Source organism: Pseudomonas rhodesiae (assembly GCF_013285305.1).
Lineage (GTDB): Bacteria > Pseudomonadota > Gammaproteobacteria > Pseudomonadales > Pseudomonadaceae > Aquipseudomonas > Aquipseudomonas rhodesiae.
Window position 1 is genome coordinate 4,775,151 of the sequence record NZ_CP054205.1, and the last position, 21,631, is coordinate 4,796,781.

Annotated in this window: 20 protein-coding genes; 9 read left to right on the plus strand and 11 right to left on the minus strand. The window is 61.1% G+C overall.

Annotated elements, in window-relative coordinates; translation table 11 throughout:
• Positions 1-22: 22 nt before the first annotated feature.
• Together HRH33_RS21625 and HRH33_RS21630 are read right to left on the minus strand one after the other, a co-directional pair.
• The gene (locus HRH33_RS21625; RefSeq protein WP_167416659.1) at positions 23-382 is read right to left on the minus strand and encodes a PilZ domain-containing protein; all 360 of its coding nucleotides are present in this window, start codon (positions 380-382) and stop codon (positions 23-25) included.
• 224 nt (positions 383-606) lie between these two features.
• On the minus strand, positions 607-981 hold the full coding sequence (locus tag HRH33_RS21630; protein WP_034100231.1) for a tetratricopeptide repeat protein: 375 nt from the start codon (positions 979-981) through the stop codon (positions 607-609).
• 175 nt (positions 982-1,156) lie between these two features.
• Here HRH33_RS21630 and pyk point away from each other — a divergent pair, with 175 nt between their 5' ends.
• Positions 1,157-2,608 carry a pyruvate kinase gene (gene pyk / locus HRH33_RS21635; protein ID WP_034100233.1) on the plus strand — a complete coding sequence of 484 codons (1,452 nt, stop codon included), beginning with the start codon at positions 1,157-1,159 and terminating at the stop codon, positions 2,606-2,608.
• A gap of 82 nt (positions 2,609-2,690) precedes the next feature.
• Here the strand turns inward: pyk and HRH33_RS21640 are convergent, their stop codons facing one another.
• Together HRH33_RS21640 and HRH33_RS21645 are read right to left on the minus strand one after the other, a co-directional pair.
• Positions 2,691-3,440: an enoyl-CoA hydratase-related protein gene (locus HRH33_RS21640; RefSeq protein WP_167416658.1), complete on the minus strand. Its 750-nt coding sequence runs from the start codon at positions 3,438-3,440 to the stop codon at positions 2,691-2,693.
• A gap of 30 nt (positions 3,441-3,470) precedes the next feature.
• Complete coding sequence (locus HRH33_RS21645; RefSeq protein ID WP_167416657.1) at positions 3,471-4,403, minus strand: iron-sulfur-binding ferredoxin reductase; 933 nt, start codon at positions 4,401-4,403, stop codon at positions 3,471-3,473.
• Between the two features lie 219 nt (positions 4,404-4,622).
• Between HRH33_RS21645 and HRH33_RS21650 the strand changes: the two genes are divergently transcribed.
• The 4 genes from HRH33_RS21650 to HRH33_RS21665 all read left to right on the plus strand — a co-directional run bounded on the left by HRH33_RS21650 (position 4,623) and on the right by HRH33_RS21665 (position 10,920).
• Positions 4,623-6,146: a fumarate hydratase gene (locus HRH33_RS21650; protein ID WP_034100239.1), complete on the plus strand. Its 1,524-nt coding sequence runs from the start codon at positions 4,623-4,625 to the stop codon at positions 6,144-6,146.
• A 192-nt stretch (positions 6,147-6,338) separates the two neighbouring features.
• A complete protein-coding gene (locus HRH33_RS21655) occupies positions 6,339-8,105 on the plus strand; it encodes a sensor histidine kinase (RefSeq protein ID WP_034139155.1) in 1,767 nt (588 codons plus the stop codon).
• Positions 8,099-9,433 (plus strand): sigma-54-dependent transcriptional regulator, encoded by a 1,335-nt coding sequence (locus tag HRH33_RS21660; RefSeq protein ID WP_034139156.1) that lies wholly within the window; start codon positions 8,099-8,101, stop codon positions 9,431-9,433. The genes HRH33_RS21655 and HRH33_RS21660 overlap by 7 nt, the downstream gene beginning before the upstream one ends.
• A 167-nt stretch (positions 9,434-9,600) precedes the next feature.
• On the plus strand, positions 9,601-10,920 hold the full coding sequence (locus tag HRH33_RS21665; RefSeq protein WP_034139157.1) for an MFS transporter: 1,320 nt from the start codon (positions 9,601-9,603) through the stop codon (positions 10,918-10,920).
• A gap of 96 nt (positions 10,921-11,016) precedes the next feature.
• Here the strand turns inward: HRH33_RS21665 and HRH33_RS21670 are convergent, their stop codons facing one another.
• On the minus strand, positions 11,017-11,772 hold the full coding sequence (locus HRH33_RS21670; protein ID WP_047881973.1) for a COG4705 family protein: 756 nt from the start codon (positions 11,770-11,772) through the stop codon (positions 11,017-11,019).
• 175 nt (positions 11,773-11,947) lie between these two features.
• On the opposite strand from HRH33_RS21670, the gene HRH33_RS21675 reads away from it, so the two are divergent.
• Positions 11,948-12,580, plus strand: a complete 633-nt coding sequence (locus HRH33_RS21675; protein ID WP_034114995.1) for a flavin reductase family protein — start codon at positions 11,948-11,950, stop codon at positions 12,578-12,580.
• A gap of 30 nt (positions 12,581-12,610) precedes the next feature.
• Here the strand turns inward: HRH33_RS21675 and HRH33_RS21680 are convergent, their stop codons facing one another.
• Positions 12,611-12,856 carry a hypothetical protein gene (locus HRH33_RS21680; protein ID WP_094065458.1) on the minus strand — a complete coding sequence of 82 codons (246 nt, stop codon included), beginning with the start codon at positions 12,854-12,856 and terminating at the stop codon, positions 12,611-12,613.
• 44 nt (positions 12,857-12,900) lie between these two features.
• On the minus strand, positions 12,901-13,242 hold the full coding sequence (locus HRH33_RS21685; protein WP_034100252.1) for an antibiotic biosynthesis monooxygenase family protein: 342 nt from the start codon (positions 13,240-13,242) through the stop codon (positions 12,901-12,903).
• 330 nt (positions 13,243-13,572) lie between these two features.
• Here HRH33_RS21685 and HRH33_RS21690 point away from each other — a divergent pair, with 330 nt between their 5' ends.
• Entirely contained in the window at positions 13,573-14,502 is a 930-nt protein-coding gene (locus HRH33_RS21690) for an AraC family transcriptional regulator (RefSeq protein WP_034114996.1), read from the plus strand.
• A gap of 137 nt (positions 14,503-14,639) precedes the next feature.
• On the opposite strand, the gene HRH33_RS21695 is transcribed toward HRH33_RS21690, so the two are convergent.
• The 4 genes from HRH33_RS21695 to edd all read right to left on the minus strand — a co-directional run bounded on the left by HRH33_RS21695 (position 14,640) and on the right by edd (position 19,701).
• The gene (locus tag HRH33_RS21695) at positions 14,640-16,109 is read right to left on the minus strand and encodes an ATP-binding protein (protein WP_034139159.1); all 1,470 of its coding nucleotides are present in this window, start codon (positions 16,107-16,109) and stop codon (positions 14,640-14,642) included.
• Positions 16,099-16,833 carry a response regulator gene (locus tag HRH33_RS21700; RefSeq protein ID WP_034100258.1) on the minus strand — a complete coding sequence of 245 codons (735 nt, stop codon included), beginning with the start codon at positions 16,831-16,833 and terminating at the stop codon, positions 16,099-16,101. Before HRH33_RS21700 ends, HRH33_RS21695 begins: the two co-directional genes overlap by 11 nt.
• Positions 16,834-16,921: 88 nt before the next feature.
• Entirely contained in the window at positions 16,922-17,878 is a 957-nt protein-coding gene (locus HRH33_RS21705) for a glucokinase (RefSeq protein ID WP_034100260.1), read from the minus strand.
• Entirely contained in the window at positions 17,875-19,701 is a 1,827-nt protein-coding gene (gene edd, locus HRH33_RS21710; RefSeq protein ID WP_034100262.1) for a phosphogluconate dehydratase, read from the minus strand. Before edd ends, HRH33_RS21705 begins: the two co-directional genes overlap by 4 nt.
• Before the next feature lie 221 nt (positions 19,702-19,922).
• Here edd and gap point away from each other — a divergent pair, with 221 nt between their 5' ends.
• Both gap and HRH33_RS21720 read left to right on the plus strand, forming a co-directional pair.
• The gene (gene gap, locus HRH33_RS21715; protein WP_034114997.1) at positions 19,923-20,924 is read left to right on the plus strand and encodes a type I glyceraldehyde-3-phosphate dehydrogenase; all 1,002 of its coding nucleotides are present in this window, start codon (positions 19,923-19,925) and stop codon (positions 20,922-20,924) included.
• Between the two features lie 131 nt (positions 20,925-21,055).
• Entirely contained in the window at positions 21,056-21,574 is a 519-nt protein-coding gene (locus tag HRH33_RS21720; protein ID WP_034114998.1) for an RNA polymerase sigma factor, read from the plus strand.
• The last annotated feature ends 57 nt before the right edge of the window (positions 21,575-21,631 follow it).

Sequence of the window (21,631 nt, forward strand, 5' to 3'; positions counted from 1 at the left end):
GCCGAGCCGACAACGCTTAGCGCTAGGCAGACGCCTGCAAAGGATCAAAGCTGAAGTAATGCATCAAAACGCTGATTAATTGCCCATATTCCTCACTGGCGCTGATGATGCGAAAGCCGGAATCGTAGTGCTGCGGGTTGATGTCTTCATGACTCCACAAACACGTCGCGGTGAGATCAATGGCATGAAAGTCGCCATCCGCCGCAGGAATCTTTAACCGCAGCTCAAAATCCACATCAATCATCATGGGCAACAGGCTGATTAACATCAGTCCGTCTTCCGAGGCATTGCCCAGAAAACCAATGGGCTTGTCGGTAAGACGGTTAAACACTTGCAAGAAACTCGGTAATTGATGCCGCTCGATCCGTCGGTCGGTAAACATGGTGAGATCGCCATCCAGTGGCCATGACTCTGGCCGTGCCAGTGATTCGGAACGAGCATAAACGCTCGCTCTCCCTGGATCTCGGTGTGACAACACACTGCGTTGTGCACTAGACAGCCGCCGAATCCGGGCCCCTCATTCGTTCGAATAGAAACTTGTACAAACGATCATCCAAAGGATAGCCCAAGACTGGCAACGGGCCAGTTAACCCACGGTAAATATCCTCACAAGGACGCAGGACGTGGCTGAGCAGCACTGGCGCCGGGGTAATGCCCCAGTTGTTGCAGGGTGTCGAGCCGCGCGCGGGCGCGGTAGGCGTACTCGCTGGAAGGGTATTGGGTAATGATGAACTGATAGGTTTGCACGGCATCGACGAACAATTTCTGCCGTTCCAGACACTGCCCACGCAACATCGAGACCTCCGGCTGCACGTACCGACGGCTGCGGCTTTCGCGGTCCACCTGGGACAATTCCAGGGTGACGCGCTGGCAATCACCGACCCCATAAGCCCGGTAGGCGTTATTCAAATGATGGTCCATCGACCAGCGGGTGCAGCCGACAACACTGACGGCCAGGGCAGCAACGAGCAAAATTCGCATGAGGGTTCTCCTGTCTTGTGGAGTGTATCGACCCTTCGTCGAAAATCTTCAAGGTCGTTCATCTTTTAGCCCGCCGCCAAAACAAGTGAATGTTCGATAAGTAGTGCAAACGAACAATGACTACAACGAAAGAGCATAGTAGCCTTCCTCAGCGCTTGAACTCAGGAGTCCGTGCATGTCCGTCCGTCGTACCAAAATCGTCGCCACCCTTGGCCCGGCCAGCAATTCGCCGGAAGTCCTCGAACAGCTGATTCTGGCTGGTTTGGACGTTGCCCGTCTGAACTTCTCCCACGGCACCCCCGACGAGCACAAGGCTCGCGCCAAGCTGGTGCGTGATCTCGCCGCCAAGCACGGCCGTTTCGTGGCGTTGCTGGGCGACCTGCAAGGCCCGAAAATCCGTATCGCCAAATTCGCCAACAAGCGAATCGAACTGAAGATCGGCGACACCTTCACCTTCTCCACCAGCCACCCGCTGACCGAAGGCAACCAGCAAGTCGTGGGTATCGACTATCCGGACTTGGTCAAAGACTGCGGCGTCGGTGACGAGCTGCTGCTGGATGATGGCCGCGTGGTCATGCGCGTCGACACCGCCACCAGCACTGAGCTGATCTGCACCGTGACCATCGGTGGGCCACTGTCGGACCATAAAGGCATCAACCGTCGCGGTGGTGGCCTGACCGCACCGGCCCTGACCGAAAAAGACAAAGCCGACATCAAGCTGGCCGCCGAAATGGAAGTGGACTACCTCGCAGTGTCCTTCCCACGCGACGCCGCTGACATGGAATACGCCCGTAAGCTGCGCGACGAGGCCGGCGGTACCGCCTGGCTGGTGGCGAAGATCGAACGCGCCGAAGCCGTGGCCGATGACGAAACCCTCGACGGCCTGATCAAGGCTTCCGACGCCGTGATGGTTGCCCGTGGCGACCTGGGCGTTGAAATCGGCGACGCCGAACTGATCGGTATTCAGAAAAAAATCATCCTGCACGCACGTCGCCACAATAAAGCGGTGATCGTCGCGACCCAGATGATGGAGTCGATGATCCAGAACCCGATGCCGACCCGCGCCGAAGTGTCCGACGTGGCCAACGCCGTGCTGGACTACACCGACGCCGTCATGCTGTCGGCCGAAAGCGCCGCCGGCCCGTACCCACTGGAAGCCGTCCAGGCCATGGCGCGTATCTGTGTAGGTGCCGAAAAGCACCCGACCAGCAAGACTTCCAGTCACCGCATCGGCAAAGTGTTCGAAAGCTGCGACCAGAGCATCGCCCTGGCTGCGATGTACACCGCCAACCACTTTCCAGGCGTGAAAGCGATCATCGCTCTGACCGAAAGTGGCTACACACCGTTGATCATGTCGCGCATCCGTTCATCGGTACCGATCTACGCGTTCTCCCCGCACCGCGAAACCCAGGCCCGCGCGGCCATGTTCCGGGGTGTCTACACCGTACCGTTCGACCCGGCGTCGTTGCCACCCCATGAAGTCAGCCAGGCGGCCATCGACGAGCTGCTCAAGCGCGGCGTTGTGGAAAAAGGCGACTGGGTCATCCTGACCAAGGGCGACAGCTACAACACCATCGGCGGCACCAACGGCATGAAGATCCTGCACGTTGGCGACCCAATGGTCTGAGTGATCGGTCGCTGAAAACAAAAGCCCTGTCATGCAAGTGACGGGGCTTTTTGCTTTTCGTGATAGAAGGCCTTGCTTACGATCAGCGTCGAGTAACGAACCCGGACAACGCCGCAATCGCCTCCGGCGACCTTAACCGTTGGGTAAACAACGCCCCCTCCTCTTCGATCACCTGACGCAACTGCTCGCGGTCCACGCTTTTCATCAATTGCTTGGTGATCTGCACTGCGCCCGGCGCCAAGGTGTCGAAACGCTCAGCGATTTGCCTGGCTTTGGCCAACGTCGCCTCACCACTGCCCAAGGCTTCGGTGGCGATGCCCCATGCGGCGGCCTGCTCACCGGTAAACCCTTCGCCCAACAGCAACAGCTCGGCGGCTTTGGCGTGCCCCAGCAATCGAGGCAGGATCAGGCTGGAACCGAACTCAGGGCACAGCCCCAGGTTGACGAACGGCATGCGCAAATGCGCATCACGACTGACGTACACCAGGTCGCAGTGCAGCAGCAGGGTCGTACCGATGCCCACCGCCGCCCCGGCCACAGCGGCGATCACCGGTTTGCGACAGTTGAGCAGGCTCTTCATAAAGTGAAACGGCGGGGTGTCCAAGTCGCTGGGCGGCTGGTCGAGAAAGTCGCCGATGTCGTTGCCGGCGGTAAAGCATTCGCTGCTGCCTTGGATCAGTACGGCATTGATCTGCGGGTCAGCATCGGCCTGTTCCAGCGCCTCGGCCAAGCGGGTGTACATGGCGCGGGTCAGGGCGTTCTTCTTGTCCGGGCGATTGAGCTGCAGGGTCAGCAGCCCGCCGTCACGTTGCAGGAGGATGGCGTCGGTCATGGCGAGTCTCGCGGCGGTGGAATTCAGCGCTCAACCACGGGGCAGGAACACATCAGCCAGCAGTTGATTGCGCGGCAGCCCGGCCAGGAACAGACGCTTGGAAAACGCTTCGACACTGGCAGGACTCCCGCAGAGTAAGGCCAGGGTTTGCCGGGAAACAAGCCGCAGTTGCGCCAATGCCTGGGTCAACTCAGCCGCGGCCCACAGCTCCACGGTCAACTGCGGGTGACGGGCGGCCAGCGCCGCCAGGGGTTCGGCCAGATAATGGCCGTTGGCGTCATGGGCCAGGTGAATCACGCGGATGGGCCCTTGATGATCCTGGCGCAACGCCTCGCGCAACACGCCCCACAAAGGGCCCAGCCCTGTCCCCGAGGCCAACAGCCATAGCGGCCGGGATTGCCAATCAGGGTCATAGTGCAAGGCGCCGCCGCGCAATTCGCCCAGGACCAAATGCTCGCCGACCTGCAACTGGCGGGCGATATCGCTGAATTGACCGGGCTGGCGGCAATCGAGATGAAACTCCAGGAACCCGTCCTCCTGGGGCAAGCTCGCCAGGGAATACGGCCGCGCCACCTGCCCCGCCCACAGCACCAGGTGCTGCCCGGCCCGATAACGCAGGTTGTGTTGCGCTTGCACGCGCAGGCGCAAAACGCTCGGGGTCAACCAGTCTGTCGCCACGACCTGGGCCGTTACGCCATCGCGCAGCGGATCAAATGTCTCGACCTGCACGTCCCCGCTCACCTGACATTGGCACGCCAGGCGCCAGCCGTCTTGACGTTGCGCAGGGCTCAAAGCCTCCGGCTGGCGATCATCCACCTCGCCCTTGCACCGTACCAGGCACGCATGGCAACTGCCGGCCCGGCAACTGTAAGGCACGGCCACGCCCGCCTGGTTCAAGGCATCCAACAGGTTACTGCCGGTAGGTACCGACCAATGGCGTTCGCCGACGTGCAGTTCAGGCATGGAACATCTCGCATCAAAAGGCGCACACAGGGAATCACGCTCGGCACAGTTTGACCATAGTCGGGTGTATCGGCCACCGCGCCGGGTTATACTGCCGCGCCTTTTTAGCGTCGCGCCTGCACCACTTGGCGTGCCTTGGAAAGGTGGCCTCAGCCGACCGATGCACCCCACTGATGCCACCTTTATTGAATGTTCCCGTCTTATAGAGGAGCGCGACTCATGACCGTGATCAAGCAAGACGACCTGATTCAGAGCGTTGCCGACGCCCTGCAATTCATTTCCTACTACCACCCCGTGGATTTCATCCAGGCGATGCACGAAGCCTACCTGCGCGAAGAGTCGCCAGCGGCCCGTGACTCCATGGCCCAGATCCTGATCAACTCGCGCATGTGCGCCACCGGCCATCGCCCGATCTGCCAGGACACCGGTATCGTTACCGTGTTCGTGCGTGTGGGCATGGACGTACGCTGGGATGGCGCCACCATGGGCCTGGACGACATGATCAACGAAGGTGTGCGTCGCGCCTACAACCTGCCGGAAAACGTCCTGCGTGCCTCGATTCTCGCCGATCCGGCCGGCGCGCGTAAAAACACCAAGGACAACACCCCTGCGGTCATCCACTACTCCATCGTTCCGGGCAACACCGTGGAAGTGGACGTGGCGGCCAAAGGCGGCGGCTCCGAGAACAAGTCGAAAATGGCCATGCTCAACCCGTCCGACTCGATCGTCGACTGGGTGCTCAAGACCGTTCCGACCATGGGCGCCGGCTGGTGCCCACCTGGCATGCTCGGCATCGGCATCGGCGGCACCGCCGAGAAAGCCGCCGTGATGGCCAAGGAAGTGTTGATGGAATCCATCGACATCCACGAGCTGAAAAAACGCGGCCCGCAGAACCGTATCGAAGAGATGCGCCTGGAGCTGTTCGAGAAGGTCAACCAACTGGGCATCGGCGCCCAGGGCCTGGGTGGCCTGACCACCGTGCTCGACGTGAAGATCATGGATTACCCGACCCACGCAGCCTCGTTGCCGGTGTGCATGATCCCCAACTGCGCCGCCACCCGTCACGCGCACTTCGTGCTCGACGGTTCGGGCCCGGCGTCGCTGGAAGCGCCACCGTTGGACGCCTACCCGGAAATCGTCTGGGAGGCCGGCCCGTCGGCCCGCCGCGTCAACCTCGACACCCTGACACCGGAAGACGTGCAGAGTTGGAAACCGGGCGAAACCGTATTGCTCAACGGCAAGATGCTCACCGGTCGCGACGCGGCGCACAAGCGCATGGTCGAGATGCTGAACAAGGGTGAAACCCTGCCAGTGGACCTCAAGGGTCGCTTCATCTACTACGTCGGCCCGGTTGATCCAGTGCGCGAAGAAGTAGTCGGCCCAGCCGGCCCGACCACCGCCACGCGGATGGACAAGTTCACCCGTCAGATCCTTGATCAGACCGGCCTGTTGGGCATGATCGGTAAATCCGAACGCGGCCCGACCGCCATCGACGCGATCAAGGACCACAAAGCCGTGTACCTGATGGCCGTGGGCGGCGCTGCCTACCTGGTGGCGCAAGCTATCAAGAAGTCCCGCGTGGTGGCTTTCGCAGAACTGGGCATGGAAGCGATCTACGAGTTCGAGGTCAAAGACATGCCGGTCACCGTGGCGGTGGACAGCAAGGGCGAATCCGTCCACATCACCGGTCCTGCCATCTGGCAGAAAAAGATCAGTGAAAGCCTGGCGGTAGAAGTGCAATAAGCACTGCCTGAGCGACAGAAAAAGCGACCGCTGCGATCAGCACGGTCGCTTTTTTATTGCCTGCCTATTTCTCAGCGCCGGGCTTGCCGCAAAACCTGCGCAACCTGCCCATTTACAATGACCTGGCGCACCCCAAGACCGCTGCTGCTCATGCTATGGTGCACTCCCCTTACCGTGCCTGTTCATCACCGTATGATCGTGATCCCTCGCCCCCTGCGTCTGAGCTTCTACTCCCTGCTGATCATCGCCGGTGCGGTACTGGCCGCCGCCCTGGCCACGCGGCATGCCGAACGCCAGGCCCTGGTGGACGATGCCGCCCGTGCCAATCAGCAATTGGCGCTGTATGCCAACTCCCTGCACACCCTGATCGAACGCTACCGCGCCCTGCCTGCGGTGCTGGCGCTGGATTCGGAAATGATCAACGCCTTGAAAGGTCCGCTGGACAGCGCCACCCAGGACTTGCTCAACCGCAAGCTGGAACGCATCAACGGCGCCGCGCAGTCGTCCACCCTGGAATTGATGGATCACACCGGTCTGGCCGTCGCGGCCAGTAACTGGAACTTGCCGAGCAGTTATGTTGGCCACAACTACGCATTCCGGCCTTATTTCAGCCAGACCCGCAGCCAGGGCACCGGGCGTTTTTATGCGGTGGGGGTGACCACGGGCATTCCCGGCTATTTCCTGTCCAGCGCGGTACTGGACGAGCACGAGCAGTTCCTCGGCGCCATGGTGGTCAAGCTGGAGTTTCCCGAGCTTGAGCGCGAATGGGCCCAGGGCAATGATCTGCTGCTGGTCAGCGATGCGCGTGGCATCGTATTTATCGCCAACCAGCCGGGCTGGCGCTATCGCAACCTGCGACCGCTGTCGGACAGCGACCTCGCCGAACTCAAGGCCACCCGCCAATACGATAAGAAGCAGCTGCAGCCGCTGGACACTCAGCCCCTGCAACGCTTCGATGAAAACAGTCACCTGATGCGCGTCAACGGCCCAGACGGCAGTGCCAATTACATCTGGGAATCCCTGCCGCTGAAGGCCGAAGGGTGGACCTTGCACCTGTTGCGCAAACCCCAGTTCGCTTTCGAAGACCAACGCAATGCCGGCCTGGCTGCTGCCGGTTCGTGGCTGGCGCTGGTGTTTCTGGTGCTGTTCCTGACCCAGCGTTGGCGCCTGGCACGCCTGCGCCAGCGCAGTCGCCAAGAGCTGGAGCGCCTGGTGGAAGAGCGCACCCAAGCGCTGCGCACCGCTCAGGACGGCCTGGTGCAGTCCGCCAAGCTGGCCGCCCTGGGGCAGATGTCGGCGGCCCTGGCCCATGAAATCAACCAGCCGCTGACAGCCCAGCGCATGCAACTGGCCACCCTGCGCCTGCTGCTCGACCATGGCCGCGTGGACGACGCCTACAAGGCTCTCACGCCGCTGGACGATATGCTCACGCGCATGGCCGCGCTCACCGGCCATCTCAAGACCTTCGCGCGTAAAAGCCCCAGTGGCCTGCGCGAACGCCTGGACCTGGCCACCGTGGTCGACCAATCCCTGCACTTGCTCGACGCGCGCCTGCGCGACGAAAGCATCGGCACTGTGCTGGACCTGACCCGCCCTGCCTGGGTACGCGGCGACGCGATCCGCCTGGAACAAGTAATGATCAACCTGCTGCGCAACGCTCTGGATGCCATGGCCGACAAACCGCGCAAGCGCCTGGAAATCCGCCTGCACGCCGACCAGCAGCTGTGGCAGTTGACCGTCAGCGACAGCGGCGGCGGCATTGCCGAAGAACACTTGAACAGTGTGTTCGACCCGTTTTTCACCACCAAACCGGTGGGCGACGGGCTCGGCCTGGGGCTGGCGGTGTCCTACGCCATCGTGCACGAACTCGGCGGACGCCTGATCGCCGCTAACCGAGGCGACGGCGCGGTGTTCACCCTGACCCTGCCCATCGCGCTGGAGACGCCGGACCTATGTTGAACGCGGTAATTGTGGTCGACGACGAAGCCAGTATCCGCACGGCCGTCGAACAATGGTTGAGCCTGTCCGGTTTTGAGGTGCAATTGTTCAGTCGCGCCGAGGAATGCCTGGCACAACTGCCCAGGGACTTTGCCGGAGTCATCCTCAGTGACGTGCGCATGCCCGGGCTCAGCGGCTTGGAACTGCTGGCCGAAGTGCAGCGGCGCGATGCGGACCTGCCGGTGATTCTGCTCACCGGCCATGGCGATGTGCCGATGGCCGTGGAAGCCATGCGCGACGGCGCCTACGACTTTCTGGAAAAGCCCTTCAGCCCCGACGCCTTGCTCAACGGCCTGCGCCGCGCCTTGGACAAGCGCGGGCTGGTCCTGGAAAACCGCCGCCTGCACCAGCAGGCCGGGCAGCGCGCGCAGTTGGAATCGAGCTTGCTCGGCATGTCCCGCGCGTTGCAGAACCTGCGCCGCCAAGTGCTGGATCTGGCGGCGCTACCGGTCAATGTGCTGATCCGTGGCGAGACCGGCAGCGGCAAGGAACTGGTCGCTCGCTGCCTGCATGATTTCGGTCCACGGGCGAAAAAGCCGTTCGTGGCGCTCAACTGCGCGGCGATCCCCGAGCAGCTGTTTGAGGCCGAACTGTTCGGTCACGAAAGCGGCGCCTTTACCGGGGCCCAGGGCAAACGCATCGGCAAACTGGAATACGCCCATGGCGGTACGCTGTTTCTCGACGAAATCGAAAGCATGCCCTTGGCCCAACAAGTCAAACTGCTGCGGGTACTGCAAGAGCAGAAGCTGGAGCGCCTGGGTTCCAACCAGAGCATCCCTGTGGACCTGCGCATCATCGCCGCGACCAAACCCGATTTGCTGGAAGAGGCCCGCGCCGGACGTTTTCGCGAAGACCTGGCGTATCGCCTGAACGTCGCACAGTTGCGCCTGCCGCCGTTGCGCGAGCGGCGCGAAGACATTCCCCTGCTCTACGAGCACTTCGCCCAGAGCGCCGCCGAGCGCCTTGGGCGCCGTGTCGAGCCCTTGAGCGGCGCGCAGTTGGGGCGCCTGCTCAGCCATGACTGGCCGGGTAATGTGCGGGAGTTGGCCAACGTTGCCGAGCGCCAGGTGCTGGGCCTGGGCGAGCCGGAAACGGACACTGTCGAAACCGGGCAATCCCTGGCGGCGCAGCAGGAAGCCTTTGAAGCGCAGTGCCTGAAAGCCGCGTTGAGCCGACATAAGGGCGATATCAAAGCGGTGCTCGCGGAACTGCAACTGCCGCGGCGCACCTTCAATGAAAAAATGCAGCGCCACGGCCTGACCCGAGAAATGTTTCTGCCGGACGAATGAGCGGATTTCCGCTCATCACCACCAAAATCATCAGCGACTTTTCGCTCAAAAATTTCCTCAAACCCTTCTAAACCGGGCCTTCATCCCCTTGGCACAGCTCCTGCTATAGCCCCAGCCAGGCAACGCTCGCGCTGCTCCATAAAAACAACTAGATGAAGGATCCTTCGATGGATAACTCCAACACCCTGTCTGCGGGGTCGGTGGCCGCGCCGGCCAAAGAACGCACCACCACCAGCCGGATCAAATCGATCTTCAGCGGCTCGGTGGGCAACATGGTCGAGTGGTATGACTGGTACGTCTATGCCGCCTTCTCGCTGTACTTCGCCAAAGCCTTCTTCCCCAAAGGCGACACCACCGCCCAATTGCTCAACACCGCCGCGATCTTCGCCGTGGGCTTCCTGATGCGCCCGATCGGCGGTTGGCTGATGGGCTTGTATGCGGACTACAAAGGGCGCAAGGCCGCGCTGATGGCCTCGGTGCTGCTGATGTGCTTCGGCTCGCTGATCATCGCCCTCAGCCCCGGCTATGAAACCATCGGTGTCGGCGCGCCGATCCTGCTGGTGTTTGCCCGGCTGCTGCAAGGCTTGTCGGTGGGTGGTGAATACGGCACCTCGGCCACCTACCTCAGCGAGATGGCAACCAAGGAACGCCGTGGTTTCTTCTCCAGCTTCCAATACGTAACCCTGATCTCCGGCCAGCTCATCGCACTGGCGGTGTTGATCGTGCTGCAACAAGTGCTGACCACCGAACAACTCTACGCCTGGGGCTGGCGTATTCCGTTCGCCATTGGCGCCCTGTGTGCCGTGGTCGCGTTATACCTGCGTCGTGGCATGGAAGAAACCGAGTCGTTTACCAAGAAGGAAAAAGCCAAGGAAAGCGCCATGCGCACCTTGCTGCGTCACCCCAAGGAATTGATGACCGTGGTCGGCCTGACCATGGGCGGCACCCTGGCCTTCTACACCTACACCACTTACATGCAGAAGTACCTGGTGAACACCGTCGGCATGAGCATTTCCGACTCCACCACCATTTCGGCGGCGACGCTGTTTCTGTTCATGTGCCTGCAACCCATCATCGGCGGGCTGTCGGACAAGATCGGTCGCCGCCCCATTCTGATTGCCTTCGGCATCCTCGGTACGCTGTTCACCGTGCCGATCCTCACCACCTTGCACACCATCCAGACCTGGTGGGGAGCGTTCTTCCTGATCATGGCGGCGCTGATCATCGTCAGCGGCTACACCTCGATCAACGCGGTTGTCAAAGCCGAACTGTTCCCCACCGAAATCCGCGCCCTGGGCGTGGGCCTGCCGTATGCACTGACCGTATCGATCTTCGGCGGGACCGCTGAATACATCGCGCTGTGGTTCAAGAGCATCGGCATGGAAACCGGTTACTACTGGTACGTGACCGCCTGCATCGCGGTGTCGCTGATGGTCTACGTGACCATGAAAGACACTCGCAAACATTCGCGGATTACTACGAACTAACGGTTGCGTGCAGTAACAAATGTGGGAGCGGGCTTGTCCCCTCCCACATCTAGGGTTCCCACCTTTTCTGCAAGGTGGCCATCTCATTATTTTGAATCAGGACACCTCTGCTATTGGGCTCCGGCCATACCGCCGCTGTGCATACGACGCCCCAGCAATCATCACCACCAGCACCGCCGCCAATACCGCCGAGGACCCAATGGTGCCGAAATCCAAGCCGCCTTTTTCATAGGGCTTGGTCAAGAAGTCGCCCAAGGTCGCACCAAACGGCCGGGTCAACACAAATGCCACCCAGAACAACAGCACCGACGAGATTTGGGTGAAGTACTTGAGCGCTACCACCGCTGCGATGGTCGAGCCAATCAGCAATGCTCCGCCAGCGAAGCCCAACCCCGAATCATCCGCCAGGAAGTCGCCCAGGGCCGTGCCCAGGGTGTTGGAAAACAGGATGGCCATCCAATAGAACAACTCGCCTCGGAACGTCTGCACCTTGTTCACGTTCAGTGAGTCGCCACTGAGGTGCCACAGGGCGAAGATGATCATCAGTATCACGATCAGAATCATCGAACCGGTGGCGTAACCCAGGCCCAGGGTGCGATCCATGAAGTCGGACATAGTAGTGCCTGCAGTGCTGGTGGATAAAATCACGATCCAATACAGCACCGGGTTGTAGGTTTTCGACCAAAGTTGTGTCACCAGAGTGACCAGGAACACGCTGATCAAAATCATCGAGCTAAGGGCGTAACCGACGTTGAGGGTCATCGATAGCAAGTCACCCGCGGTTTCGCCCAGGGTGGTTGCGCAGATTTTCATGACCCAGAACGCCAGGGTGATCTGAGGAAGTTTATTCATGCGGTAGAAGGCTCCGAGGCTCAGTCTTATAAGAGGTGTCGACCTTGGCGCAGACTGAACGGGCCGCTGTGAAAAAGAGGTGGACGCTGAATGAAAATTCTATGGGCGGATGGAAATTCGTCGCTATGGATTGCACTATGGCTGCCTTCCAGAACCCCGCAGCAGGAACCCGGCCATGCCTGACGATATCCACTTCTACGAACCCGCCAACGGCCACGGCCTGCCTCATGATCCGTTCAATGCCATCGTCGGTCCCCGGCCGATTGGCTGGATTTCGTCCCACGACCAAGCAGGCCGCCTGAACCTGGCGCCCTACAGTTTCTTCAATGCGTTCAATTACGTTCCGCCGATCATTGGGTTCTCCAGCGTTGGGCGCAAAGACAGCCTGAACAATATCGAACAGACCGGCGAGTTCGTCTGGAACCTGGCGACTCGCCCACTGGCCGAGCAGATGAATCAGAGCTGCGCGGCGGTGGCGCCCGAGGTGGATGAATTTGCGTTATCCGGCCTGACACCGGTGGCGTCGAAGATCGTCAGCGTGCCACGGGTGGGTGAAAGCCCGGTGTCGTTCGAATGCAAAGTCACCCAGATCATCCAGCTGCAACGCGCCGATCAAACCCTGGTACCGAGCTGGTTGGTGCTGGGCGAAGTGGTTGCGGTGCACATCGCCAAATGGCTGCTCAAGGACGGCATCTACGACACGGCCGCGGCCGAGCCGATTCTGCGCGGCGGTGGCCCGGCGGACTACTTCCAGTTGGGCCCGGAGGCGCTGTTCAAGATGTACCGCCCAGGCGCCAGCAAACCCTGACTGAAATAACCGAAGGCCCCTGCCGCAGTTTTAGCTGGCGCCATTCGCCCAGGTCAGTTGACCCTCTTCATCGACATCGACCAACTGCTCAAGCTGCACGACGGCCGCATCATCGGCATCCGAAGCGGTCTTGAACGTCTGCCCGTCGAGGATCTTGTGAAACCGTGGGGCGCCCATGCCGTCCAGCGCCTTCACGGCGACGGCGGCGCTGTAGCCCCCTTCCCCCGGTACAACAGCGGAAACGGCTTCGTGATGGGCAAATTGTTTACGTGCCATATTGCAGGTCCTGGCCAATGAAAAGTCGGCCATTCTAAACCGCTTCAACCGGCGAGTTGCAGGTACTCGCCATAGGCGTGGGCGGCGGACGCATCGGTGAAGGTCTGGAAGTCCATGCTGCGCACGACCATGTCGTTCAACAGCTCGGTAAAGATCATCAGGGCCGGCGAGTTGAAGTAAGCGCTCATCGCCTGCTCACTGCTCCAAAAACCTGAGACCAACCACACATCGGGGTCGACCTGGGAATGCTGCAACGAGAATTGCAGACAACCCTGCGCCTGACGGCCCGGTTCGATCAAACTGCTCAAGCGTGCACCCAATTCGGTGCTGCACCCGCTGCGGGCGCGGATAAAGGCCATATGGCTTGCGGGAATGGGGGTGGACATATTCGACTCTCCCGTTGAGAAGTGATGCTCGGCAAGCACTGTGAGGGGCGTGTTGCCACAGGATCAACAATAGCGGCGCGGGCGCGTAGTCGGTTAGTCGATTCCTGCCAGCTTATTGCACAATCCTGCGAGAAGCCTGAAACCGCTGTGCAGACCCGCGGTTTCAGGCAAAGCAAGAACGCCATATTACAGGCCCGTGACCGGTAACGGGCTTGCCTGATTCACGACAGGCCGCAGGATCAGGCAAGGATTGTGCAGAATCGACCTAACACTTTTTCAATAGCCGCCACTAAGCTGAGCTCCATCCAAGCACCGCCCAGAGGACCTCCCATGCCGTCGCTCGACCACCTCTCCCCGCCCCTCGATGCCGAGATGGAAAAACAGCGTGCCGAACTCGCCAGCATCGTGCATCGGCATACCTGGGAAGACGGCTCTTACGGCACGGCAATTACTTCGCTGTTCATGAACCGCCACAACACGCCGCGGGATTTCGCGCCGGTGCTGGTGGAGCCCGCGCTGTGCATCCTCGCCAGTGGCAGCAAGGAAGTGCGCCTGGCCGACGAGGTCTTCGCCTACGACCCCCTCAATTACCTGGTGTTCTCGGTGGCGATGCCGGTGGCCGGGCGGATCATCGACGCCACACCCGAGGACCCGAACCTGTCGGTGCGTATCAATATCGACCCGGCCCAGTTGACCGCCCTGATCGCCGAAGCCGGCCCCATGGGCGTGCCCACGCGCCCGACCTCCCGCGGGATGTACGTGGACCGCATCGACACCCAGCTGCTCGACGCCGTGCTGCGCCTGGCGCGTTTATTGGACACGCCCAAAGATATCGCCATGCTCGCGCCGTTGATCAACCGGGAGATCCTCTACCGCTTGCTGCGTGGGCCGCAGGGCTATCGGCTGTATGAAATTGCCGTGGCCAACAGCCAGAGCCATCGAGTCAGCCAGGCGATCAAATGGCTCAACGGCAACTATGAGCAACCCCTGCGCATCGATGACCTTGCCAAGGAAGTGAACCTGAGCGTGTCGACCTTGCACCATCGCTTCAAGGCGATCACGGCAATGAGCCCGCTGCAGTACCAGAAGCAGCTGCGTTTACAGGAAGCGCGACGCCTGATGATCGCCGAAGGGTTGGAAGCGTCGGCGGCAGGCTATCGGGTGGGGTATGAAAGCCCATCGCAGTTCAGCCGCGAGTACAGCCGCTTGTTCGGCGCACCACCGCTACGGGATCTGGCGCGGCTGCGCCAAAGCATCTGACACACGAGAGAAAACCATTGCGGCCGAGGGCGTGCTCGATAGCAGTGCGTCGGCGGCAAATGGGCTGACTGAGCCACTGCTATCGGGGGCAAGTCGAATCGTCGCACCGCCCCTCCCATATTTGTCCGGTAGTCTTATCAGTCCAGGGTTCGGGGCAGTTGCAGGGTGACGCGCAAGCCGCCCTCGCGCAGGTTCTGCAAACTCACTTCGCCGCCATGGCTGTGGGCGATGTTGCGTGCGATACCCAACCCCAGGCCGTAGCCTTGTTGCTGGCCGGCGAGGCGAAAGTGCGGTTCGAAGACTTGCTCCAGACGCTGCTCCGGCACACCGGGGCCTTCATCGTCCACATGCAGGATGAACTGCACGCCATCGTCCTCGATATGCAGATGAGCGTTTTGCCCGTACTTCAACGCGTTGTCGATCAGGTTGCCGATGCAGCGCTTGAGCGCCAACGGTTTGCCCGGGTAAGTCGTCAGCGCCATGCCGTCCAGGGTTACGCGACCGTTGCCGCTGGGCGCCACGTAGGGCTCCACCAGGCATTCGAGCACATGGTTGAGGTCCACTGGCTGGATGTTCTCGTGGATATCGGTGTCCTTCACGCATTGCAGCGCGCCCTTGACCAACAGTTCCAGCTCATCCAGGTCGCGACCGAACTTGGCTTGCAGGTTCTCATCTTCAAGCAGCTCCACGCGCAGGCGCAGACGTGTGATCGGCGTGCGCAGGTCGTGGGAAATTGCACTGAACAACTGGCTGCGCTCGGTCAGGTAGCGGCTGATGCGTTCGCGCATGGCGTTGAATGCACGCCCCACTTCGACCACCTCGCTGCCGCCGCCTTCGGCTACCGGTTCGACGTCGGCGCCCAGGGACATATCCCGTGCCGCCCGCGCCAGGCGCTTGAGGGGCCGGCTCTGCCAGTGCACCAACAAACCGATAAACAGCAATAGAAGGCCGCTGGTCAACACGATGAACCACACCTGCTGAGACGGCAGGCCCTGTTCTTCGAGGCTGGTGTAGGGTTCGGGCAGCAGCGAAGCGATATACAGCCATTCGCCGGGCGCCAGTTGGATCTGGGTCACCAGCACTGGCGGGTTCACCGGCTCCAGGGTCAGCGCGTAATGGGCCCAGGACCGTGGCAATTCATCGAGCTTGAGGCCCGCGTTGAAAATCCGCAGGTCTTCGGCGCTGACGAATTCCACCGAGATATGCACATCGGCGCCCAGGGTCTGGCGCAACACTTCATCCACCGCTACCAGCACCGCTTGTTTGCGCGGAGTTTCAGGCAGTACTTGCATGTCGAGGGGGCGATCGTTGAGGGTCACCACAAAGCGAGTGCCGCCCATGCTGCGCAGTTGGTCGAGCACCAATGGGCGATAGGCCACCGGCAGGGAACGGAAGTAACTCACGCTGGCGGTCATCGAATGCGCCAGGCTGCGCGCGCTGGTGACCAGGCCTTCGAGCTGGGTAGCGCGCAATTGCGAGACCCAGATCACGCTGGACAGCGCCTGGGCGAACAGCACCACCAGCAACGTGAGCAACAACATGCGCCCCAATAGCGAGCGTGGCACCGGAAAGCGGCGGCGACGTTCGGCTACTGGTTCAGTGGGCATTGCCGGCAACCACGTTGGCTGCCAGTTGATAGCCGCTGCCGCGCACGGTGCGGATCAGCCGTGGAGGCTTTTCGGTATCGCGCAGGCGTTGGCGCAGACGGCTGACCGCCATGTCGACGATACGGTCCAGCGGCATCAGGTCGCGGCCACGGGTGGCGTTGCCGATGGTGTCGCGGTCGAGAATTTCCTGGGGATGATCGAGAAACAATTTGAGCAGGGCAAAGTCGGCGCCGGACAGAATCACTTCTTCGCCATCGACGTGAAACAGGCGGTGGCTGATCATGTCCAGTCGCCACTCGTCGAACACCACCACGTCGCCGCCGGTATTGCGCTCCTGGCCGAACTGACAACGGCGCAACAGCGCTTTGATCCGCGCTTGCAGCTCACGTGGGCTGAACGGCTTACCGATGTAGTCATCGGCGCCCAGCTCCAGGCCGATCACGCGGTCGGCTTCGTCGGAGCTGGCGGTGAGCATGATGATCGGCACCTGCGCCTGGCGCGGGTGCTGGCGAACCCAGCGACACAGGCTGAAACCGTCTTCGTCCGGCAACATCACATCAAGGATCACCAGATCGCACGGCGCGTCGTTCATCGCCTGACGAAACCCCGCGCCATCGGCCACGCCCCGCACCTGGAAGCCGGCGCGACTGAGGTAGGTTTGCAGCAATTCGCGGATTTCCTGGTCGTCGTCGACCAGGAGAATGGATTTACTGATAACGCTCACGAGGGGCCTCCTTGTTGTTATGGGGTGTTGTTGCTGGCCTCATCGGGGGCAAGCTCCCTCCCACACGGCTGTGGGTGGCTATCACTGCCTAAGCAAATGCCTGTTCTAACGCCACACCCGCCCCGGTCAAGCCAGAATACGGCGCCGTCACCAGCCACACCGGAATACCGTTGAAGTACTCGCTCATGCAGCCTTTGTCACGAAAGCTCTTGGCAAAGCCGCTGTGGATAAAGAAGTCGGCAAATCTCGGAATCACCCCGCCCACGATATACACGCCGCCGCGCGCGCCGGTGGTGAGCACGTTGTTACCGGCCACACGACCCAGCCAGATGCTGAACTGATCCAATACTTCCATGGCGATCGGATCGCCGGCCAGGCCTGCCGCCGTGATGGCTTCGGGCGTGTCCAGCACCGGCACATGACCGTCCACCGCACAAATCGCCCGATACAGACGCGGCAAGCCGCCGCCGCTCAAGGCAGTTTCGGCGCTGACGTGGCCGATCTCGTTGTAAATGTGCTGCCACAGCTGGGTTTCCCGTGGGCTGCTCAGGGGCAGGTCGACATGGCCGCCCTCCCCCGGCAACGCCGCGAACCGGCCGGCGCCAAGGTCCAGCAAGGTGCCGACCCCCAGCCCGGTGCCTGGGCCGATCACCACCGCTGGGCGCAACGGCTCGGGCGTGCCTTCGCAAACCACGCGGAATTCGTCGGGTTGCAGGCGCGTCATGCCCAGGGCCATGGCCGAGAAATCGTTGACCAGCAGCAGTTCATCCACCTGCAACGTTTTGCAGAATGCGGTCTTGCTCAAGCGCCAGTGATTGTTGGTGAACTTGAACTCATCGCCACTCACCGGCCCCGCCACTGACAGGCACACCGCGCCGATGTCGCCGACGCTCAGGCCCTCTTCCTTGAGGTAGACCTGGATGGCCGCCTCAGGGCTGTCGTGATCCGCCGTGGCGTGCACGCGGATCGAATGCAGGGCTTGATCCCGCCACAACGCGAAACGGGCGTTGGTACCACCGATGTCACCGACCAGCGCTAACTTCACTTAAGCGTCTCCAGGGCAGAGGTAAAGGCGCTGGCGCCCTGCTCTGCGGAGCTTGCGGCCAAGCGCATAAATGCAAACAGCTCGCGACCGGCCCCCACGTTATTGCCCAACAGGCCCGTGGCAGGCGCTCGCGCTGCAAATTCTTCGGCGTCCACCTTAAGCTCCAGGGTGCCTTTGACGCCATCCACGCGAATGATATCGCCATCGCGCACGCGCGCCAGCGGCCCGCCGCTTTGGGCTTCGGGGTTTACATGGATCGCGGCGGGAATCTTACCCGACGCGCCGGACATGCGCCCGTCTGTTACCAACGCCACTTTGAAACCACGGTCCTGCAACACACCAAGGAACGGCGTCATTTTGTGCAGTTCCGGCATGCCATTGGAGCGCGGGCCCTGGAAGCGCATCACCGCCACGAAATCTTTTTCCAACTCGCCGGCCTTGAACGCGTCGGCCAGGTCCTGCTGGTCCTGGAACACCACCGCCGGCGCTTCGACGATCTGGTGCTCAAGGGCCACGGCGGAGACTTTCATTACGCCACGACCGAGGTTGCCCTCCATCACCCGCAGCCCGCCTTCGGGCGAGAACGCACGGGCCACCGGGCGCAGGATGGCTTCGTCGAGGCTTTCGATGGGGCCGTCGCGCCAGATCAGCTCGCCGTCGACCAGGAACGGTTCCTGGGTGTAGCGGCTCAGGCCTTTGCCGGCCACGGTGTTGACGTCTTCATGCAACAGGCCGGCTTCCAGCAGCTCACGGATCAGGAACGACATACCGCCCGCTGCCTGGAAGTGGTTGATATCGGCTTTGCCGTTTGGATAAACGTGGGACAGAGTCGGCACCACCTCGGAGAGGTCGGCCATGTCCTGCCAGGTCAGGATGATGCCCGCCGACATGGCGATGGCCGGCATGTGCAGGGTGTGGTTGGTGGAGCCGCCGGTGGCATTCAGGGCCACGATGGAGTTGACGATGGATTTTTCGTCGACTATCTCGCCGATCGGCGTGAAGTTGCCGTTGGCCTTGGTCAGACGCGTGACCTGGTGCGCGGCTTCGCGGGTCAACGCATCGCGCAGCGGTGTATACGGGTTGACGAATGACGCGCCCGGCAGGTGCAGGCCCATCACTTCCATCAGCAGTTGGTTGGTGTTGGCGGTGCCGTAGAAGGTGCAGGTGCCGGGGCTGTGGTAGGACTGCATCTCCGATTCCAGCAGCTCCTCGCGGCTGGCCTTGCCTTCGGCGTAGCGCTGGCGCACATCGGCTTTCTGTTTGTTGGAGATGCCCGACGGCATCGGCCCGCCGGGCACGAAGATCATCGGCAAATGCCCGTAGCGCAGCGCGCCCATCATCAGGCCCGGCACGATCTTGTCGCAGATGCCCAGCATCAGCGCCGCATCGAACATGTTGTGGGACAGCGCCACCGCCGTGGACATGGCGATGACTTCACGACTGAGCAGGCTCAGCTCCATGCCCGGTTCGCCCTGAGTCACGCCGTCGCACATCGCCGGAGTGCCGCCGGCGAATTGGCCGACCGAGCCCACTTCGCGTAGGGCTTTCTTTATTTGTTCAGGGAAATGTTCGTAGGGCTGATGCGCTGAGAGCATGTCGTTATATGAAGAAACAATTGCCACGTTGGCGGCATTCATCATGCGCAGGCTCTGTTTGTCTTCGGTGCCGCAACCAGCCACGCCATGGGCAAAGTTGGCGCATTGCAGCTTACCGCGCATCGGACCGTCGCTGGCTGCGCCGCGGATGAGCGCAAGGTAAGCCTCGCGGGTGGCGCGGCTGCGGGCGATAAGCCGTTCGGTGACCTCAAGGACGCGGGGATGCATGTGTAGAACTCCAGGCTAACGGATGTGGCGACCTGAGTGTCTATGCTGATCAAACGCCCACAGCGCATGGGATGGCAGGGTGTCGTTTGGATCATCGGACCAGTTGATTCAGGTCACTCGTTGTAGATTGAACAAAATATTGCCACTAAAAAGGCTTGTTTTCTATTTTTATGCGAATAATCTTGTAATTCTTACAACAAATCGACGACAGGCACTTTCCAATGACTCTTCGTATCGCAATCAATGGTTTTGGCCGTATCGGCCGCAATGTCCTGCGCGCACTGTATACCCAAGGCTACCGCCAGGATTTGCAGATCGTCGCCATCAATGATCTGGGCGACAGTTCGATCAATGCCCACTTGCTCAAATTCGATACCGTACACGGTACTTTCGATGCAGAGGTCGCCCACGATCAGGAAAGCCTGACCGTCAACGGTGACCGGATCGCCGTCAGTGCTATTCGCAACCCGGCCGAGCTGCCGTGGGCCGCGCTGAATATCGACGTGGTGTTCGAATGCACCGGTCTGTTCACCGACCGCGCCAAAGCCGCCGCCCATATCAGCGCCGGCGCGCGCAAGGTGATCATCTCCGCCCCGGCCAAGGGCGCGGACGCCACCGTGGTCTACGGCGTGAACCATGACATTCTGCGCCAATCCCACCAGATCATCTCCAACGCTTCGTGCACCACCAACTGCCTGGCGCCGGTGGCCCAGGTGCTGCACCGTGAGCTGGGCATCGAAAGCGGCCTGATGACCACGATCCACGCCTACACCAACGACCAGAACCTGACCGACGTTTACCACACCGACCCATACCGCGCGCGTTCGGCCACCCAGAACATGATCCCAAGCAAGACCGGCGCTGCCGAAGCGGTCGGCCTGGTGCTGCCGGAACTGGCGGGCAAACTGACCGGCATGGCCGTGCGCGTGCCGGTAATCAACGTGTCCCTGGTGGACCTCACCGTGCAACTGAAGCAAGAAGCCACCGCCGAGCAAGTCAACGCGCTGCTCAAGGACGCCAGCCAGCACTCCAAGATCCTCGGCTACAACACCCTGCCGCTGGTTTCCAGTGACTTCAACCACAACCCGCTGTCGTCGATCTTCGATGCCAATCACACCAAGGTCAGCGGTAAATTGCTGAAAGTGCTCGCCTGGTATGACAACGAGTGGGGCTTCTCCAACCGTATGCTGGATAACTGCCTGGCACTCTGCAACGCCGAGTAATGGTGGTTGTGCGGGAGGGGGGGCAAGCTCCCTCCCGCATTGGCTTTGCATTGAGCAACAGAGGAATAGCCACTTGCCATTTGCGTTGATGATAAGCATTATCATTAACTGCCTATCGGTCTGGTGTCACTGTGAGCCAATCTCGCTTCAACCATGTCTTCCTCACTCAACGGGCGATTCTGCTGCGCACCCTGCAACGCATGGTGCATAACCACAGCACCGCCGAAGACTTGCTGCAGGAAACCTACCTGCGCGTGACCCGGGCCCTGAACGAGCGGCCGATCGATCACCTGGAACCTTTCGTCTATCAAACAGCGCGCAATCTGGCGTTGGATCATCTACGCGCGCGCAAAATCCAGGCCCGCACCCTGCAAGAAGACGTACCGCTGCAGATTCTGCAAAGCGTCGTCGCCCCCACCACCACCCCCGAGGATGCGACCCAGGCCGAGCAACTGCTGGAGCACCTGAGCGTCAGCCTGGGCCAATTGAGCGCGCGTCAGCAGCAGATTTTCATCCTCAGTCGCCTGCACGGTTGCAGCTATCAGGAGATTGCCGACCAGTTGGGTGTGTCCTTGAGCACGGTGCAGAAGGAACTGAAATTGATCATGGCCATCTGCGTAGGTGTGGCCGAACGGCTGGATCAGTCTTAAGCTTCATCCCACAGAAGTGTCGACGCAGGCCGTAGGAAAATTGAATAAAAACGTGGC